The organism is uncultured Actinomyces sp., assembly GCF_963542285.1.
GTDB lineage: Bacteria > Actinomycetota > Actinomycetes > Actinomycetales > Actinomycetaceae > Pauljensenia.
The window spans coordinates 37348-55577 of sequence record NZ_CAUTWQ010000010.1; the positions used below are offsets into that span (position 1 = coordinate 37348).

At 56.7% G+C, this 18230-nt stretch carries 14 protein-coding genes and 2 tRNA genes; 7 read left to right on the forward strand and 9 right to left on the reverse strand.

What is annotated here, in order from left to right; all coding sequences use genetic code 11:
* Positions 1–53 precede the first annotated feature (53 nt).
* The 5 genes from RW023_RS05595 to RW023_RS05615 all read right to left on the reverse strand — a co-directional run bounded on the left by RW023_RS05595 (position 54) and on the right by RW023_RS05615 (position 5510).
* A complete protein-coding gene (locus tag RW023_RS05595) occupies positions 54–524 on the reverse strand; it encodes a response regulator (RefSeq protein ID WP_315580277.1) in 471 nt (156 codons plus the stop codon).
* Complete coding sequence (locus RW023_RS05600) at positions 521–2623, reverse strand: ATP-binding protein (RefSeq protein ID WP_315580278.1); 2103 nt, start codon at positions 2621–2623, stop codon at positions 521–523. Before RW023_RS05600 ends, RW023_RS05595 begins: the two co-directional genes overlap by 4 nt.
* Positions 2624–4036: a DASS family sodium-coupled anion symporter gene (locus RW023_RS05605; RefSeq protein WP_315580295.1), complete on the reverse strand. Its 1413-nt coding sequence runs from the start codon at positions 4034–4036 to the stop codon at positions 2624–2626. It abuts the gene before it with no gap.
* A 139-nt stretch (positions 4037–4175) separates the two neighbouring features.
* On the reverse strand, positions 4176–4682 hold the full coding sequence (locus RW023_RS05610; protein ID WP_315580279.1) for a hypothetical protein: 507 nt from the start codon (positions 4680–4682) through the stop codon (positions 4176–4178).
* A 9-nt stretch (positions 4683–4691) separates the two neighbouring features.
* Positions 4692–5510 carry an HAD-IIA family hydrolase gene (locus tag RW023_RS05615; protein WP_315580280.1) on the reverse strand — a complete coding sequence of 273 codons (819 nt, stop codon included), beginning with the start codon at positions 5508–5510 and terminating at the stop codon, positions 4692–4694.
* A 46-nt stretch (positions 5511–5556) separates the two neighbouring features.
* Here RW023_RS05615 and RW023_RS05620 point away from each other — a divergent pair, with 46 nt between their 5' ends.
* Entirely contained in the window at positions 5557–6180 is a 624-nt protein-coding gene (locus tag RW023_RS05620; RefSeq protein ID WP_315580281.1) for an RNA methyltransferase, read from the forward strand.
* On the opposite strand, the gene RW023_RS05625 is transcribed toward RW023_RS05620, so the two are convergent.
* The 3 genes from RW023_RS05625 to RW023_RS05635 form a co-directional block, all read right to left on the reverse strand.
* On the reverse strand, positions 6177–6926 hold the full coding sequence (locus RW023_RS05625; RefSeq protein ID WP_315580282.1) for a glycerophosphodiester phosphodiesterase family protein: 750 nt from the start codon (positions 6924–6926) through the stop codon (positions 6177–6179). The genes RW023_RS05620 and RW023_RS05625 overlap by 4 nt on opposite strands.
* 52 nt (positions 6927–6978) lie before the next feature.
* A complete protein-coding gene (locus RW023_RS05630) occupies positions 6979–8397 on the reverse strand; it encodes a DUF4032 domain-containing protein (protein WP_315580283.1) in 1419 nt (472 codons plus the stop codon).
* A gap of 97 nt (positions 8398–8494) precedes the next feature.
* A complete protein-coding gene (locus RW023_RS05635) occupies positions 8495–9625 on the reverse strand; it encodes a sn-glycerol-3-phosphate ABC transporter ATP-binding protein UgpC (RefSeq protein WP_315580284.1) in 1131 nt (376 codons plus the stop codon).
* 209 nt (positions 9626–9834) lie between these two features.
* Between RW023_RS05635 and RW023_RS05640 the strand changes: the two genes are divergently transcribed.
* From RW023_RS05640 to RW023_RS05655, 4 genes are all read left to right on the forward strand, one after another.
* On the forward strand, positions 9835–11715 hold the full coding sequence (locus RW023_RS05640) for a serine/threonine-protein kinase (protein ID WP_315580285.1): 1881 nt from the start codon (positions 9835–9837) through the stop codon (positions 11713–11715).
* Between the two features lie 140 nt (positions 11716–11855).
* Complete coding sequence (locus RW023_RS05645; protein WP_315580286.1) at positions 11856–12707, forward strand: thioredoxin domain-containing protein; 852 nt, start codon at positions 11856–11858, stop codon at positions 12705–12707.
* 228 nt (positions 12708–12935) lie between these two features.
* A tRNA-Thr gene (locus RW023_RS05650) sits at positions 12936–13011 on the forward strand.
* 213 nt (positions 13012–13224) lie between these two features.
* A complete protein-coding gene (locus tag RW023_RS05655) occupies positions 13225–16557 on the forward strand; it encodes an RICIN domain-containing protein (protein ID WP_315580287.1) in 3333 nt (1110 codons plus the stop codon).
* Between the two features lie 88 nt (positions 16558–16645).
* On the opposite strand, the gene RW023_RS05660 is transcribed toward RW023_RS05655, so the two are convergent.
* A complete protein-coding gene (locus RW023_RS05660) occupies positions 16646–17332 on the reverse strand; it encodes a uracil-DNA glycosylase (protein WP_315580288.1) in 687 nt (228 codons plus the stop codon).
* A 133-nt stretch (positions 17333–17465) separates the two neighbouring features.
* On the opposite strand from RW023_RS05660, the gene RW023_RS05665 reads away from it, so the two are divergent.
* Positions 17466–18044 (forward strand): LytR C-terminal domain-containing protein, encoded by a 579-nt coding sequence (locus RW023_RS05665; RefSeq protein ID WP_315580289.1) that lies wholly within the window; start codon positions 17466–17468, stop codon positions 18042–18044.
* Positions 18045–18110: 66 nt separating this feature from the next.
* Positions 18111–18184: transfer RNA gene (locus tag RW023_RS05670), tRNA-Ile, on the forward strand.
* Positions 18185–18230 lie beyond the last annotated feature (46 nt).

Consider the following 18230-nt stretch of genomic DNA (forward strand, 5'->3'; position numbering starts at 1 on the left):
CAAGTTTCGGGGCGCAGTTCACATCTCCAACCGGGGCACTTCAGTTTATTTCGCTACCGAATTGACTCCATGATTCGAACTGCGTCGAGTACGGGCATGTAGGGAAGAGGGTCGATTCCGGTCTCAAGCACATAGTCCGTCAGCTGCTCGCGGACAACGTTTCGAAGCGTTTGTGGATCCCAAGGCTTGGCGATGTAGTAATCCAAACCGGCCTGGTTCAGCGCCTTGATGGTGTCGCTTTGATCGGCCTGTCCCGTAACCAACACCGTGCGAGTCGAACTAAACCTTGGATCTGCAGTCAGCTCAACAAGGAAATCGACACCCGACTTTCCCGGTAGGCGATGATCGGAGAGGACCAAAGCGAGCTCATCCCCATCCGAGTCGATTTCGTCGACAACGCTCCACGCATCGGAGGCGTCTTCTGCCAATTCCAAACGGACGCGACCGTCGAATTCCTCAAGGTCACGTTCCAGCGCCTGACGAACCTCAGCCTCGTCTTCGAGGGACAAAATGGTCAGCGTCATGATTCCTCCTCGTGTACATGGTGTGCTGGAATAAGGATCCGCATCGTAGTGGATCCCGGGTAAGAGTCAATGAGTAGTCGCCCATCCAAATCAGCGATGATCGAGTGGACGATGGACATGCCCATTCCCAAGCCGAAGCGCACGCGGCCAGCCTTCGTTGTGAAATGTGGTTCCATAATACGGTCCAAAACCTCGGGTGCAATACCGGGGCCGTTATCGCAGATCTGGACCTCGACCTGATTTCCATCCATTGCGACCCGGATGATAATTCGCGCCTCGTCATGCCCGCGCGCGGGAAGGTGAATTCCCGAGGCCGGGCTGGCCTCTGCGCGCGCCTTGAGGTCTGCGGCCTCGTCCTCGATTGCCTCAGCCGCGTTCACAATGAGATTGGTCCATACCTGCTGCAATTTGCTGGGATGGGCGAGGACCGGCTCCACATCCTCGTATTCGCAGACGACATCGATCCCGTGAACCCGGTGCGAGGTCAATCGCAGCACATCATCGATCCCTCGCCGAACATCGACCTCTTTGCGTTCGTCGGCATCAGGGCGCGCGTAGCCCTTTAGTGACTGCGTGAGTGCGATGATGCGCTCACCAGAGGCTAGGACTGATCGTAGGGAGCTTCCTAATCGAGCTCCTGCCTGGAAGGCAAGCAGCTGTTTGGGGTCATCTGCGAGCTTTTGCGCCTGCTCGCGCTCGCTCAGCCCTGCACGGATCAGCTGCCGAATAACGCTGCGATCGTGAAGGATTGGCAAGAATTCCTTTTGTAATTCCCTTTCGCGAGCGGTTGAAAGGGGTGGAAGGTCCATCGCAGAATTGAGCGCCTTGAGACATGCCTCCGGTTCGGGTGAACTGACTACGTCCTCGGTATCTTCACGAAGATGCCCGGCCGCCCTCAAAAGGGCGGTGACGGGATTATTGAGTTCGTGGGCAATTCCAGCGCTGAGTTCGCCGAGCATGGCAAAACGAGCGCCTTCAACAAGCTTTGCGCGCGTTGCACGCAGGTCTTCCAAGGTAGCCGCCAGTTCTTCTTTTTGGCGTTCCAAGTCTTCAGCCAGCATCGCATTTTCGACATGAAGGTCCTCGGCTCGCATGAGACGTCGCGTCAGTGAACGAATTGCCAACGCAGTTAAGACCGTTGAAATTGACGGATCTTCCGTCAGTGCGATCTGAAGCTGTTCGGTGGTCAGACGCACCACGGTTGCTTCGCTTGTCGTCAGGGCGGTAAAAAAGGCGCTCTCGCCTCGTGCAAGTGAAATTAGACCAATGAGCGGGCCCGAGGTCGCAAGGTGGGCAAGAACCTCGCCGTGGCGTGAGTCGCGGTGGAGCGAAACCGTCCCCTCAAGGACCAGGTGAACTGCTTCGACTCTGTGGCCCTGAGTTAGCAGGTGAGTTCCCCTTGGGAGAATGATCCGAGGTCGAGGACCCAGGACCCTCTCGACACCTTCAAGTAACTCGTGGACAACCTGAGCCTCATTGAGATCGAGGCCTTCGAGGATTGGCCCTTGAACCGCGAAAGAAGGGGGACCCTGGATGAGAGTGAGGATCTCTCCTCCGCAGTATCCGCATTCCTCGAGGTAGCGGCGCATGGTTGAGTACGCTTGGCCGGATAGCAAGGGGACTGTCCACGGGGAGCGTACTACTGAGGCTAGATGTCCCGATTCAGTACATACCGCTAGGTCGGTATGAATTTCTTGGTCGCTCACCAGCATCCACTGTGTCGATGCCATGAGTGAGGATGTACGCGCGGATTCAATCAGGGCATCGACATTGGGGACCTCGCTGGTTGCAACTCCCAAGACCACATGGTCATCGTCTGCTAGGTCCTCGAGGAAGACGTCTAGATCGCTGAGATCCTTGATGCGGTCAAAGCAGAGGTTTGGGAAAGACTGCGTGAGATCGCGCGTGAGAGGAGCGGCAATTTGGCGGGAATTATCTCCAACTACGAGGACATGAATGTGATAGCCCGCCCTGTGCCCACCACTGCGGACATCGGTTCGTTCAAGAACCTGAGCATCTCCTTGTGCAGGGCCTCGCGTCCACCCGTGAGCAAGCCCCGGTGCGCTCGCGGAAGAGGCCTCGGCTGGGGGGAAAGGCACCTACATCACCCCTATCGCACCCCAGGTCAAAGGTGCGACGAAGGACAGAAGGATGATGCCGATGACGCCGACGATGACACCAACGATGGCCATTTCCTTTGTCGGGGTGGTTCCTGTTGAGTAGGCAATTGCGTTCGGAGGGGTCGAAATCGGTAGGCACATGCCCAGCGAGCAGCCGAGGGCAATGACCATAGCGATCTCTGCGGCGCCTGTCGATACCGTGGCTGCTAGGCCCATGCCCATGGGGACCAGAAGGTTCGCCGAGGCCGAGTGGGAGATGACGTTGGAAGTTACCCATCCGACCAGAGCCAGAACCAGAATGAGCAGTGCACCTGGGATCGAGGCCCATTGGATCGAACCGAGCATCCATTTATCCAAGCCAGTCGCACTGACACCGGAACCGAGTGCGATGCCTCCGGCAACGAGCCACAGAACGGGCCAATCCAATGCGCGCAGGTCATCTCCGCTCATCACCTTCGTCATGAGCAGAATGACGACGGGAAGGAAGCCAACGATATTGGAGGAGATGTGGTGCAGAGATTCGGTCATCCACAGAAGGATCGTCAGGCCTGCGACCGCATAGAAGATGATGGCGTTTTTTGACTTCTCGAATCGCGCAGAGGTGTCAATGTCAAACTTTGCATTGGAGGGAATGTAGCGCCACGCGATGAATGCCCACGATAGTGCCAGAAGAACCAGCATGAGCGGGACGGCTGCCAGCATCCATTGGAAGAAGGTGACTTTGATACCCGCGTTTTCCAGGGCGCCCAGGGCGATGGCGTTCGGGGGAGTGCCGACAGGTGTTCCCATGCCTCCAACATTCGCAGCAACCGGGATCGATAAGGCGATACCTGTTCGTGCCTTACCTTCGGGAAGGGCCATGATGACCGGCATCATGACGGCAAACATGGTTGCCGTCGTTGCGGTGTTTGACATGAACATGCTCATGATTGCGGTGATGAGCATGACGCCCATGACGGTCAGGCGCGGCTTGCCAATGAATGGTTTCAGCAGCACTGCGGAGAGCGCGCGGTCGACCTTGTACTTCGCAGCTCCGTCGGCAACCATAAATCCGCCCAAGAAGAGGATGATGACTGGGTTGGCCAGAGCTCCAAAAAACTTTGTGTAGGCGGGGGCATTCTCGGGGATGCTCAAAAGAGCGTGGTCAGAGATGAAGAGAACCTCGAGGAAAATCACCAGGACCGCGGTACCCGCAAGCGGGACGGCCTCGGTGACCCACAAGAGAATTGCTGCCAAGAAGATCCCAAACATTCTGGTTCCCGAGGCATCGAGGCCCGGTAGCTGGATGAGTAGACAGGTGATGATCGATATCAGTGCGCCCACAGCTCCAAACACCTTGAAGGGGTTCAGGCGTTGCTTGGTCGCAGTGAAGTCGGCTGGTCGGGTCGACATGTTCTGCGCGGAGCGCGGGTTAATAGATAAAGATGCAGTACTGCGGTTGCGGCGTACCATGGGCAGACCTCGTTGTCTTCACGGATTGAGTAAGCATAATTATATGTCATACATCACGTGATGATGACCATTTTGGTGATCAATCAGCAAGCGATGGTGCGCAGTAGGTGAGTCCGGCTTCGCTTGCGAAATCCCGCGTCGAAGGGTCGGGGAGGAGGGAAACAACTCCGACCACCGTGACACCAGCGCTTTCAACAGCTTTATGAAGCACGCCGGTGTCGACCAAAGAAGAGTTCGCTAGAAGGACCGCCGGACGCCCGTGGATGGGTGCGCCATTGAAAAGCGCATCCGAGGCCGTCGCCTGAGTCGGACGGAGAAGTGCGGCATCCAGATCCAGCCCTCGCCCTCCCGCTGCGTGAATCATCGCGGCAGCAAGCGCGCCGTCACCTTCGGGTGCGATCACCACTTCGTAGTCACCGATTGCGAGGTCATTTTCCTCAAGAAGGTCAATGAGGACGTGACCGCAAACAGCCGCACCTTGAGCGCTCAAAGAAATCTCATTGAGGTGTGTCAGTGGTTCTTCGGTGTCCAGTATCGGTGCAGTGAGCCTACGAAGGGCAAGGAGCTGAGGATCGTGAGTGATCATTGTTCCCATTCAGTTGGATGCGGGCTGGATGTAACGGATCAGGTCACCAATTCCGTTGTAGATACGGAAGGGGCGGTAGGGGAAGTTCGCCACGTCATCTGAGTGTGTTGAACCCGAGAGCACCAAGAAGGTCCTCATGCCTGCCTCGACACCTGCGCGGACATCCGTATCCATGCGGTCGCCAACCATAGCAGCTTGTTCGGAGTGTGCACCGATCTTGTTGAGGCCGGCGCGAATCATGACGGGATTTGGCTTACCGACGAAATAGGGGGCCTTGCCGGTCGCTGCCCGGATCATTGCTGCGATGGAGCCTGCTGCAGGTAGGGTTCCCTCATCGGAAGGGCCCGAAACATCCGGGTTGGTTGCAATAAACTTTGCGCCGCGTTCGATCAGGCGGATTGCAGTGGTGAGTGCGTAAAAGTCATAGAAGCGAGTCTCTCCAAGAACGACGTATTCGGGGTCCTGGTCGGTCATCACGTAGCCCGCGTCGTGGAGTGCCGTCGTCAGCCCCGCCTCGCCAATGACATACGCCGTGGAGTTGGGGGACTGCTGAGAGAGGAACGCGGCAGTCGCATTGGCAGAGGTCCAAATGTGTTCCTCGGGGACTTTCAGGCCCGAGTTTGCAAGCCGAGCAGAAAGATCACGGTTTGTGAAAATCGAATTGTTCGTGAGAACCAGGAAAGGGATCCCATTTTCTTCCAACGCTGAGATGAAGTCCTGAGCGCCGGGAAGAGCACGATTCTCTTTTACAAGAACGCCGTCCATATCTGACAGCCATGCGCTAATCGGGGGCATATCCGACAGTGCGGTGGAAAGTGAATTCGTCATGCATCTAATGTATCTGTTTGCGGGTTCATTCGGTAGGAAGAAGGCGATGATGGACACAAACTCTCAGCCACAAGTGGGCGTCGGCCCCTGGCCTGGCGGCCGCGAAAACTGGCCGAGCGATAATGTCTATGACCCGCAGCTCCTTGCCGATGGTGATTCGCGAAATGTCGAGGACCGCTACCGATATTGGAAAATGGAGGCGATCATCGCCGATATCGCTGCCCACGCACTGCCCTTTGAAATTGCCATCGAAAATCTGGGACACGACTTCAATATCGGCTCAATCGTTCGTAGCGCGAATGCTCTGGGAGTCAGCCGCGTACATATTGTTGGAAGGCGACGATGGAATCGGCGTGGCGCGATGGTCACGGACCGATACCTGGACGTTGTCCACCACAGTGATGTCGCGGAATTCGCTGATTCGGTGCGCGAACGGGGATTGTCGTTGGTCGGCATCGACAATGTGCCAGGCTCAATTCCGCTGGAAGGCCACCAGCTCCCCGCTCAGGCATGCCTGATATTCGGCGAAGAATCCAGTGGATTGAGTGAAGAAATGCGCGCGCAGTGCGGCGAGATCCTCCACATCACGCAGCGGGGTTCGACTCGCTCGATGAACGTGGGCCACGCCGCGGCAATCGCTATGTGGGCGTGGGTGATTCAGCACTCTTAAGCGCGAGCCAGGGCCTCTGCGGGAAAATCTTGTACGCGGTCGGTAAAGATTCCCGTCACGCCCCACTGTGCAGCCTTTCGCGCATCCTCGAGGGTGTTAACGGTCCAAGCGTTCACTTCGAAGCCCGAGCTAAGCATATCGTTCACCTCGGTCTCGGTCAGCCCTTCCCAAGCGGGATGGATAGCGCTGCACCCAAGATCGGCAGCCTGACGCCAGGAACCAGCAGTGACCTCATCGCGACGGCACAGCCACGCCAGCGGCAGCTCGGGCATGGCCCGGCGGACAGCGGCGAGCAGCTTGTGGTCGAAGGAAGAAATGAGCAGGCCGCCCTTATTTTCGAAGGACTGCAGTGCAACCTGAAGGTTTTCAACTAATGTATCTCGGCGTTTCCCCGCGGCTCGCGGCTTGAGCTCAATATTGAAGGAGGTCTGCGTCGCATTCGCAAAAGACACCACATCGGCCAGCTCAGGAATGCGTTCAAAACGGTAGGTCGGAGAAAACCATGCACCCGCATCGAGTCGGCGCAGTTCCCCGTAGCCCCAGGAATCCCAAGAACCTGAAGAATTCGTTGTGCGGTCGACCGTGTCATCGTGGATCACCAGCAGCGTCCCATCAGCCATGACGCCCACATCGCATTCGCACCAGCGCGCGCCAATTTCCGAGGCCTTGGCGAAGGCTGCGATCGTATTCTCGGGTGCAAGGGTCGATGCGCCGCGATGGGCAATAATCTTTGGGAATTCGCTCATTGTGTATCCTTCATTTCTTCACAACAGGTGCCGGTTGCCATCTCAGTCGGGTCTAGAGGTAATCGTCGACGGGAATTAATCCAATTCCCGGGACGAATTGCATCTTTGGGCGACCGGGATTTTCTTCGGTCTCATCAGCTTTTCCATGCATTCCGTCAATTCCTGCGCGCTCTTCTTGGCGGCTGAAACCCTCTTCTTCAGTGAGCGTTTCCATCTCCGAGGCCGTGCCTTCGTCAGGTTGGGTCATGAGCGCCGGATCCAGTAGCATCGCTTCGTCACGTTTGGTCGGAAGAATGCTCTTCACGTAAGACTCGATGGCCTCATCTTGGGGGATATCGCGCCCGGCTTTTTCGGTCAAATACCAGCGGTGCTCAAGGAATTCGTGGAAAATCTGTGCGGGTTCAAGCTTTGCAGCAAGTTCTGCGGGAACAGCGCTGATGACGGGTTCGAAGACTTCGTTCATCCATTCGTGTGCAACGATTTCCAGGGGGATTTTGTTCTTTCCAGTCATCGCACGGTAGGTCTCGATGTCGTTGAGCATTCGCTGTGCCTGATTTTCGCCGACATCCATGCCGGTCAAGCGCATGAGCTTTCGATGATGATGTCCTGCGTCGACGACCTTCGGAGTGATGATCATGTGGGCGCCATCAAGATCCGAGGACATCTGAAGTTCTCCGACCTCGAAGCCCAGGTCATTGAGGCGACGGATACGCTGAGCAACGCGCCATTTTTGATTGGTTTCGATGACTTCAGGGCCCGTGAGTTCATTCCAGAGCTCAAGGTAGCGCGAACGAATACGGTCGCCAACTGCGATGGGGTCTTCTTCGCTGGGGAAGAAAGAACCGGCCTGCAAGTCCATGAGCTCGCCGATGATGTTGGTGCGTGCAAGATCGACGTCGTACAAGCGTTGCCCTTCGGTGAGTGAAGGGTGAATTTCACCGGTTTCTGCGTCGACGAGGTAGGCAGAAAATGATCCGGCATCGCGCCTGAACAAGGTGTTTGACAGTGAAACATCGCCCCAATAGAAGCCCAGAAGATGGAGGCGAACAAGAAGGACGGCCAAAGCATCAATTAAGCGTCCCGCGGTGTCTGGGGACATGTGCTGCGAGAAAACTGCACGGTAGGGAAGGGAGAACTGCAGGTGTTCAGTCACCAATACGGCTGCGAGCTCCTCACCAAAGGCATCCTGTCGGCCGCTGACGACTGCTGTGGGGATTACCGAGGGAGCTCCCATTCGTGAGAGGTCGCGAAGGAGTTCGTACTCTTTGTACGCGACGCTTTCCCCGATCTCTTTGACTGCGATCACCCTGTCGGAAAGATTGACGAAGCGAACGACGTGGCGTGAAATGCCGCGAGGAAGTGCGGCAAGGATTTCCGTAGGCCAGTCTTCAAGGGGAAGGTCCCAAGGCAAATCCAGCAGTGCCGGGTCAACCGTTGCTGCCGTGATCTCAAGCGTTGAGGGAATGGGCATGGCTCTATTGTCTCATTCATTGGGCGATAGGGCACGGGGCCCGCAACCGTGTGGTTGCGGGCCCCGTCTGAGCCGTTTTAGTGATCAGAAACCTTGATCACTCGGGCAGACGGTTGCCGGTGGATGCAGAGAAGTTGTGCTGCTGTCCTTCCTTGATACGGGTGTGGATCACGCCGCCGGGCTTCGGAGCGGTACGCGGGGGAACGCGGACGATCAGCTGCTCGCCCTTTCCTTCGCTGCCGGAACCCAGACCGTGGCCGGAATCTGCACCTGCTAGGTGGCCGTAGATGTAGGCATCCGAACCCAGTTCCTCAACGAATTCAACTTCGATCGGAATGGTGTTTTCGGTTTCGGCGGAAACGACCTCAAGGCCCTCGGGACGGAAGCCGATCGTGATCTTGCCTTCGTCTTCGGGAACCATGGCATCCAGCGTTGCCTGCGAGAGCGGAACCTCTGCGGTGCCGAGCTTTGCGACATTGCCTTCCACCTTGAACTTGCCCAGGTTCATGGCGGGGGAGCCGATGAAGCCTGCAACGAATTCGTTGGCCGGGTGCTCGTACATTTCCTGAGGAGTTCCAACCTGCTGGAGCAGGCCGTTGTTCAGAACCGCGATGCGGTCACCCATGGTCAGAGCTTCGGTCTGGTCGTGGGTCACGTATACGGTGGTGACGCCCAGCTCGCGCTGCAGCGAAGCAATCTGGGTACGGGTCTGGACACGCAGCTTGGCATCCAAGTTGGACAGAGGCTCATCCATGAGGAAGACCTGAGGCTTACGGACGATTGCGCGGCCCATTGCCACACGCTGACGCTGACCACCGGAAAGCGCCTTCGGCTTACGATCCAAGTAGGGCTCCAGGTCGAGGATGCGTGCTGCTTCCTCAACGCGCTGAGCAATCTCAGCCTTGGGGGTGCCTGCGATCTTCAGTGCGAAGCCCATGTTCTCGCGAACGGTCATGTGCGGGTACAGAGCGTAGTTCTGGAAGACCATTGCGATGTCGCGGTTCTTCGGCTGTACGTCGGTGACGTCCTTATCGCCAATGAAGATACGGCCGGAGTTCACGTCTTCAAGACCTGCGAGCATTCGCAGGGACGTGGACTTTCCACAACCGGAAGGGCCGACGAGAACCAGGAATTCGCCATCCTGGATCTCAAGATCGAGCTGATCGACTGCTGGCTTGTCAGACCCGGGGTAGATGCGGGTCGCCTTGTCAAAAGTTACAGTTGCCATATTGAACCTCCACCGGCGGTACGTGCCGGACGATCCTTTGTAGAGACCAGACGACAGCGTCTTCACTGCCGCCGTGCTTACCCCACATCAGATGTGAAGTTCGCACTCGCTCACCATAGCACCGCTTGTCGAACAAATTCCAGCCCGATTTGTTGCCGACAGTGCACTTGAGGCCTGAAATTTGTCAACCATTCGCTAGGCTTGGGGTGATGCGTGAGCAAGAAATGATTGGTGGGTACCGCCTTCTCAAGCGCCTGGGCGCGGGAGGCGCTGCCACCGTGTGGCTTGCCTGTGACGAGGCGGGAGAACGTGTTGCCTTAAAAATTCTTCACCCCGCCCTGGCTGCCGATGAGGACTATCGTGAGCGTCTCGTACGTGAAGCTCGTACGGTTAACTCGATTCGCGGTGGAGGGGTTGCGCACATCTTAGATATTGAGATCGATGCCACCCAGCCCTTCGTCGTTAGTGAATACATCCCCGGCCCGACTCTGTCCGAACTTCTTGCCAGAGGGGCACTGAACATCGGTGGTGTTGCCGCGATCGGCGGCGCTCTTGCTCAAACCCTTGAAGATGTTCATGCACGCCGGATTATTCATCGCGACGTCAAAGCCTCCAATGTCATTTGTTCACCCCGGGGTCCCGTACTCATTGACTTCGGTATCGCGATGGGACAGGACGAGGCTCGGCTCACCCAAACCGGCCTCGTTTCCGGTACCGCGGGCTATACCGCACCCGAATTGCTGAGGGGAGGGCGTGCCTCGGCGGCTACGGATTGGTGGGGATGGACGGCAACTCTGCTGACTGCGCTCACCGGGCGTCCACCCTACGGAGAAGGCGCAACAGAAGGGATTTTGGACCGAGTCCTTAAAGGCGAACCTGATACGCGAGGACTTGATCCGCGAGTTGCTTCGCTCATGCGCATGGCTCTGCATCCAGATGCTCATGTGCGTCCAAGCCCGGACCAGGTTGTTCGAGAACTGGCCCAGTGGGGCAGGTTCCGCCTGAGCGACATGGCGGTCTATGGCGGCTCTATGGCGTGGGAAGGCCTCAATTGGGCCCGTCTTCTTGCACCTGCAACCTCCTCACAGGCCCCCACTGTGGTGGCGGGCCTGAGCGAGCGCGATGAAGGCGAAGAGCGCTTTGTTTCTGACCAAGAGCACACTTCGGTCCTTGAGCCCGCAGACGCGGATGCAACTCGCGTGATGGAGAGCGGTTTTGCTGAGGATCCCTCCTATGTTGATCCCGAGGCCACGCAGGTTTATCCCCAGACCGCTAGTGACCCTCGAGGCTGGGAAGGTAGAGGCGGGGGAGGGGAAACTGCTTATTTGCCTCCCGTTGCTCCAACGGCCTCGTCAATGGGAACAAGCTATCTTCCCGCAGAGGATGGATACCGCCAGGCGGCAATCCCTCCGAATGTCGAGTTCGTGACGGAACAACGTCATTACGAGTGGCAGCACCTGAAAACTGCGAATTTCATTGGACTTATTGTGCTTGCTGTGCTTGCTCTTGCACCTATATATATGGGGATGAGCGGGCTCATCCTTGTCGGTGTGATCACTGCTATTTTCGCGGTGCTGGGCGGTGCATACAGATGGCGAGAAAACCGCCGGATCCGTAATCAAAAGGTTCGTTCCAGTGACAACTGGGCAGCTCTGGGAATGCTTCCCTTTACGGGGCTCGGAGCAATACTGTCGACGGCAATTGGCCTTTTCCCGGGGACGGCATTCGCTTGGGGGCAGTGGGTTCTCTTCTCACGTGATTTCTACGCAGAGATTGGCTGGTCAATCCACTCGGGCTTCTTTGCAACTAGGTTGGGTAATCCCGGCATTTCGTGGTTCCCTCTGGTCCTGACGGGACAGACACCCATTCAGTCTGATTCCTGGCTAGCAATGAATCCATCCTGGGTTCTGCTGACGTGGGTGCTGACAACGATTTCCCTGTGGGGAATGTGGGTGATGCCAACGGGGCGGCCTCTTCGCAGTGGCCTGAGCGTAGCGGTACGGGTCTGCGCGCCGCGAGTGTGGATGCAGGTCATTCTTGGGCTGATTGGTGTACTTGCTATCGGTGTTATTCTCGCGGGGAATTTCTGAGCGAGTGATCGCATAGCCTCAGCGCTGGACGCTTGCGTCAGGACACTGCGGAATGAAACGCGTAGCAACAGCGTTGGTATTGTGCGTCGGTGGGTAATGCTCGCTAGGCTTGGATGCACATCAACAGAAAGGCCCAGATAATGGCAAAGCCGTCTCGCTCGCAGGAAGTGCGTGAGAAAGCTCAGCAACTGCGTGAGCAACAGGCACGTGCGGATCGTCGAACCCGAAACATCATCATCGGACTGGTCGCACTGATTCTTGTTGTGATCATTGGCGCGATCGCTGCGGTGATTATTCAGTCGAACCACAAGAAGGCTCAGGACAGCCAAGCTGCGACCGCCGCTATCGGTGCCTTCGAGGACGGCGCACCGATTGTGGTTTCTCACTTGGGTATTGGTAAGGTCGATGAATCTCTTCCGACGCTGACGCAATACTTTGATTACTCCTGCCACGTCTGCGCAGCCTATGACGTTGCCTTCGGTGAACAAGCCGTTCAAGATGCTCTCGATGGCAAATTCAATATCAAGTACCAGCCAGTGAATACGGTGAAGGCGCCTTATCAGTACGCCGCAACCACCGCTTCTTTGATCGCCGCTCAAAAGGTCGATGCTCAGACCTGGGGCAAGTTCCACAATGCACTTCTTGCTTACTTCAACGAGGCCTACAACTCGGGTAGCGGCTCCGTTGTTCAGGACCTGTCGAAGTCAGCCAAGCAGGTCAAGACCATTGCATCGCAGGTCGGAATTCCCGAGGATGTGGTGAATTCCTTCCCCGAGAATGCCGTTGATGAATACCTGACCAAGACCACTCAGGCCTGGGCAAATGCCAACTACGAGGGACGCAGTGCCAATTCCTTGGGTACTCCCGAGTTTGTCATCAATGGCAAGACTGCTCTGGACTTCTCAAAGTTTGGCGTGACCACGGTTGATGGTGTGTACCCGGTAATTCAGCAGCAGCTTGCTGCCGCGGGACCGGCATCCGCTTCGAACTAAGGGACAATGTGATCCCCTAGGGTAATCGCGCTTTGGAACCCGAAGTGTTAGGGCGCGTGCGTGACGTGGTCGCGTACGCGCCCTTTCTGTGTAGCTGTGGGGCCTGCTGGAGCGCAGCGTTTTTGCCGTGATGTGCAGATTGTTTTGAGGGCTTAAAGGTGGCGTGTGAGCCACATTGCGATTTTTAATTCGTCTTTGCGGCCTGAGTCATGGCACACTATGTGGGTTGCCACCTTAGCTCAGTTGGTAGAGCACCCGCCTTGTAAGCGGACGGTCGTCGGTTCGAGTCCGACAGGTGGCTCCATTTTTTCCGGGAAATCGACCCTTTTCATCCGGGAAACCGACCCCTGTTTTCCTGTGTTTTCAAGCTTTCAAAACATTTTGAATCTCATAAATTTATGTTGTCGAAGCAATAAATACTCCGTTGGCTCGATAGACTCGGCTCTGTCCCACCAATTTTGCACGGGCGCACCCCGAATTGCGCGCCTGAGCTGCCCTGATAGATGGTTTTTCCCTCATGCACCGTGTACATCGTTTTAGGCAACAGCGCCCCCTTCGAACTCTCTTTATTGCGACCCTCCTGTCGACAGCACTTGGACTTGGGACGTTGATGGCGCCCGCCCAAGCTGAACCTGCCGTTCCCTCTCCCGAGGCCTCCTCCTCTGCTCCCTCTCCCGAGGCCTCCTCCTCCACGGAAGGGGCTGTTCAGACACCCCGCGAGACGTCCGCACCCAGCGGCGAAGATCGGGCGGCTCAGGGAGCAACTGCCTCGTCAGAAATTACCCTGACCAATGAACGCAATACGACGGATGTTGTCATTGAACTTCCCGAGGGCGCGGCTCGCACAGCCCTTCTTGAGAGTGTGGATACCGTGCACCTACGCGCAACCATGAGCTACCACGGGAAAATAATGCGCGAAATTGATCAGCGGATCTCATTGAAGGACTTCACTGACAACGACTATTACATTGTCGATTTCACAACCTATGGAAAGTTCACTGTCGAGCTCTCGACCGAGAAAAACGGTTCGCTTGTTCGACGATTCCCAAAGCAGACAGTTGGCGTAACTGCGGATAGCTACAACATTGCACCGGTCAGTGCGACCCTACCGGTTGCGATGTTCTCCCTGAATCTGTGGGGAGAAGACTCGATTCGTAAAACAGGTCCCGTGATCGCGATGTTTGAGCGTCCCAACGCCTACGACTGGGGTGCCTTGCCCGGCCCAGCAGCACCAGAGAGTGGTGTTTATGCGCTGCCTTACCTGAGTGAAGGTGAGATCGCCCTTCAGCCCGGTGGCTTCGACGAGGCCTCGCAGCAGTTCCGTGATCGCATCGATATCGTCGCCGACTACGTGCGTGACCTGCGTGAGTTGGATCCTTCTTCAGAATTCCATCTTTACTCGGTTGATATGTTCCCGAACATCATCCAGAAGGTGATCTACGCCAACCGGATTCCTGAAGATCAGTACACGATCAACCTCATCACTGATGGTGCGTATTCCTACGTGAAGTTCGCCGATCTTTACAAGGGAACAAATCCCAAGGGGACGCATGATCGCTTGGTCCGTGAGTGGAAAGAAATGAAGGAACACGCCTACGCCAATGGGCGTGCTGATACGAAGGCGTCCGACCAGTGGAGTACTGCTGACTATCTGTGGGCACTGGTTGATTCTGAGCCGAATGCACAGTGGTGGCTGGCTCGCCCGAAGCTTCTGAGTACTTCTGGAGATGGGAATGCCTTTGCAACCCAGGTTCAAAAGTCCCCAAAGGTTCGCGGGGTTAATATCTCTCAGCTGCTGAGTGCGAATATCAAACCTTCGAAGAAAGCGACGGAGCAGTTTAAGGCCCTCTATAACTTCAACGATGGGTACTTCAGTGCCGCGGAACGTGAAGGCAAGGATGTCCTTCTGCTTCTTGGAACGATTCATCCCAATGAACAGGGCTTCGAGGACTATGCCCGCTTTACGAAGAGCTACTACGGGGATCGTTACGCCTACTACTACAAGGGGCACCCAGCGACGCCCACGGAAATGTCAGTTCCCAAGCAAGAACAACTCAAGCGCCTAGGAATGGAAGATGTCGATTCCTCCATTGCGGCGGAATTGATTCTGTTCTTCAACCCGGGAATCGACATCGCCGGTTATCAGTCTTCAACTTTTGAGTCGACCCAGCAGGGGCGCTCGAAGGGAGTGTTTAACTACACCAAGGGTGAAGCCATGGCGAAGGCTGATTCCCCCTACCGTGACCTCGACTTCTGGATTGTCCCGATTGATCGGGCATGGGACCAACTGAAGCGCTTGTGTCCAGGTGGACACAGCTGCTATCAGGTGGAGTTCTCTGATGAGATCACCGCACGCGAAGGCTATACGCATGCGCTGTGGGACGCCACTGATTCGGTCATCGTCTACTACAAGAAGCAGGGGGATCGTTTCGAGAAACTCCGTAGTCAAGATGCGATTGGTGAAAAGTCCTCGGTAGAGCCGGGAGAGTACTTCATTAAGTCAGCGCTCGCGGATCAGCTGGTTCTGGATGTTCCTGGTGCTAGCCGTGATGATGGTGCGAATGTCCAGCTGTGGGACGCTAATCGAAGCGATGCCCAGAAGTGGCGTGTTTCTTATGATTCGCAGGGCTTTGCGACTATCACCAATGTGGCCTCGGGTAAGGTGCTTGATGCCCAATGGGCTTCCTCGCGACCTGGGACAAACGTTGATCAGTGGAGTTCGAATGGCACGCGTGCGCAGAAGTGGCGCATCACTGCGGGCGATCAGGGCCGAGTGAAGATCGTCTCCGCTTTGGATCCAGCGATTGTTCTGGATGTTGCGGCGGCCAATGCCTCCGCAGGAGCGAATGTTGGCTTGTGGAATGCGAATGGCTCTGATGCTCAGGCATTTTCATTCATTCCGACGCAGCCCAAGGTTTCCTCTGTGGGGCAGGCAGATATCACCCCTGGTTACTACGAGCTGGCAAGCGTTGTTGATCCCACGAAGGGGATTGATCTGAAGGACTTTGCGCTCAACAACGGAGCTCGACTTCAATTGTGGGGCTCAAGCAAGACCGATAATCAGATCTGGAAAATTAGCCGTGAATCTGATGGCTTCTACCGATTGGTGAATACCTGGTCGAATAAGTCCTTGGATTCCACTGATGGCACTCCGATTCCGGGTACTGAGCTCCAACTGTGGGACACGGACACGTCGAATATGAACCAGAAGTGGGCGATCTTCTCGGTGACAGGAGGGGCGTATATGCTCCGTAACGTCGGGACCGGTCTGGTTGTTAATCTCCGCTGGGGACAGGCACGTGATGGTATGGCCATTGACGGTTACCTGGCCAATGGAACAACCGCTCAACAGTGGCGTCTGAACCCGGTCCAAGGACCCCAAGAGATCTTGGACCAGTGGGCGAAGGAGAACCGCACCTTGGTTCCTGATGGTGAGTATCAGATCCGTCCAGTTGCTGCCCCGAATAACCGTGTCGAGGTCCAATGGGCATCTCGGGACGCGGGAGCACGTGTGTGGTCTTACCAGTCCAATGGAAGTACAGCACAGAAGTGGCGTATCAGTCACGATGACAAGGGCTACGTGACCTTGACCAACGTGGCTTCAGGGAAAGTCTTAGATGTCTTCGCGGCGTGGAAGAATTGGCCGGCTCGAGTGAATCAGCAGCCCTCGAACGCCTCCGCAGCTCAAAAGTGGGTCATCCAAGACAGGGGCGGCCATAAAGTTCTCATTTCGGCACTCTCGCCCATGCTGGTCCTTGATCTTGAAGGTGGGCGTAGCCAGAACGAGACAACGGTTGATCTCTATCAGGACAATGGAAGTTCGGCCCAGCGCTTTGATTTCCTGAAGTAGCTCGCCGCTCAGCCAAAATATTGGGGGTGCGTTCGCGTCACTATGCGCGAGCGCACCCCTGTTTGTTGTACGTGCCCAGGCGACGAACTTACGGCAATCTCCAGTCCACTGGCGTTGCCCCCTGCTGCTCAAGCAGCGTGTTTGCGCGGCTAAAGGGCCTCGAGCCAAAGAACCCGCGCCTGGCCGACAGGGGAGAGGGATGGGCAGACTCAATCGCGGGAGTATCCCCCAACTGCTCGCGCAAGGACTGCGCATCGCGCCCCCACAAGATTGCAACCAGCGGAAGGGGGTTACCGGAAGAATCGCGGCGCTCGACCAGAGCATCAATGGCCCGCGAGGTCACTTCTTCCCATCCCATCTTTCGATGAGATCCAGCCTGTCCGGGGCGAACCGTCAACACGCGGTTGAGAAGGCACACTCCCTGCCTAGACCAGGGAGTGAGGTCACCGCTAGTGGGCATGGGAACACCCACGTCGGTGGTGAGTTCCTTGAAGATATTGCGCAGAGATGCAGGGAAAGGAACGCCGGGTGCAACAGAAAAACTTAAACCCATGGCATGCCCGGGAGTGGGGTAGGGGTCTTGACCGACAATAAGAACCTTCACTTGGTCAAGAGGATAGGTAAAGGCTCTCAAGACATCGCTACCGGCGGGAAGATAGCCGTGCCCGGCCTCGATCTCCCGACGCAACTGTGCTCCCAATTCATGGATTTTTCCCTCAACCGGTGCCAGTGCCCGCGCCCAGGAGGGATCGATAACCGTATCCAAAGATTCCACGCACCTACTGTAACCGCAGGCGTGCCCCGCCACGGCCTCGACCACGGCCTCGACAAGGGGAAGCGTTCAGGGAAATCTAAGGCACGCGGGCAGGGACTATGCGGGGGCGGTGGTATTTCGCTACTCTGAAGCCGTGACTTCACAGTATCCAAAGGACGAATTTGACCGCGCCGGCGAAGACATGCCCCAGGGTATGCACCTTCAGCAGCCCTCGCGATGGAAGAGCGTATGGCCCTTCCTTGCAGTGCTGGTGATTGTTCCCGCTGCCGCGTGGGGGATCAGCCACATCCTGACCTCGGGCGGTGCTCAGCAGAAGACGACCACAAGCGTCTCCACGACCGCTGCAACGACCCAGGCCCCCGCCGCCTCTGCGACTACCGAGGCCACTCAGACGCCTTCCGCAACCCCGACGACCAGTGAGACTCCCTCTCCTTCGCCGTCGATTCCCGTGCGCCACTCTGCGAAGATTTCCGTTCTGAATGGAACCGGGACACAGGGCCTGGCAGCACAGAAAGTTTCCGCGCTTTCCTCCGCAGGCTTTGACGGTGCCACTGCAGCGAACGCGAGCGGTTGGGATACCGAAGTGACGACCGTTTACTACGAGGATCCAAACCTCAAGGCCACTGCTGAAGAGGTCGCGAAGGTCCTTGGAATTAGCCGCGTGCAACAGACGCAGACCGGCGACCCGGATGTCGTTGTCGTTCTGAAGTAAGGTTTATTCGCCGCTGAGCAAGGCTCGTGTTGCGCTGAAGGTGAGAATTCGCGTTACACTTTCAGAGCCCCAATAGCTCAGTCGGTCAGAGCAGCGGACTCATAATCCGTGGGTCGTCGGTTCAAGCCCGACTTGGGGCACGGACCACGTTCTGTGAAGAGCTTCAATGACTGAAGTTGGACTGAG

Coding starts and splice junctions, on each gene's coding strand:
- RW023_RS05610 (WP_315580279.1), bottom strand. CDS start 4,682: ATGATCACTCACGATCCTCAGCTCCTTGCCCTTCGTAGGCTCACTGCA.
- RW023_RS05625 (WP_315580282.1), bottom strand. CDS start 6,926: ATGAGCGAATTCCCAAAGATTATTGCCCATCGCGGCGCATCGACCCTT.
- RW023_RS05615 (WP_315580280.1), bottom strand. CDS start 5,510: ATGACGAATTCACTTTCCACCGCACTGTCGGATATGCCCCCGATTAGC.
- RW023_RS05655 (WP_315580287.1), top strand. CDS start 13,225: ATGCACCGTGTACATCGTTTTAGGCAACAGCGCCCCCTTCGAACTCTC.
- RW023_RS05635 (WP_315580284.1), bottom strand. CDS start 9,625: ATGGCAACTGTAACTTTTGACAAGGCGACCCGCATCTACCCCGGGTCT.
- RW023_RS05630 (WP_315580283.1), bottom strand. CDS start 8,397: ATGCCCATTCCCTCAACGCTTGAGATCACGGCAGCAACGGTTGACCCG.
- RW023_RS05595 (WP_315580277.1), bottom strand. CDS start 524: ATGACGCTGACCATTTTGTCCCTCGAAGACGAGGCTGAGGTTCGTCAG.
- RW023_RS05620 (WP_315580281.1), top strand. CDS start 5,557: ATGATGGACACAAACTCTCAGCCACAAGTGGGCGTCGGCCCCTGGCCT.
- RW023_RS05640 (WP_315580285.1), top strand. CDS start 9,835: ATGCGTGAGCAAGAAATGATTGGTGGGTACCGCCTTCTCAAGCGCCTG.
- RW023_RS05605 (WP_315580295.1), bottom strand. CDS start 4,036: ATGTCGACCCGACCAGCCGACTTCACTGCGACCAAGCAACGCCTGAAC.
- RW023_RS05645 (WP_315580286.1), top strand. CDS start 11,856: ATGGCAAAGCCGTCTCGCTCGCAGGAAGTGCGTGAGAAAGCTCAGCAA.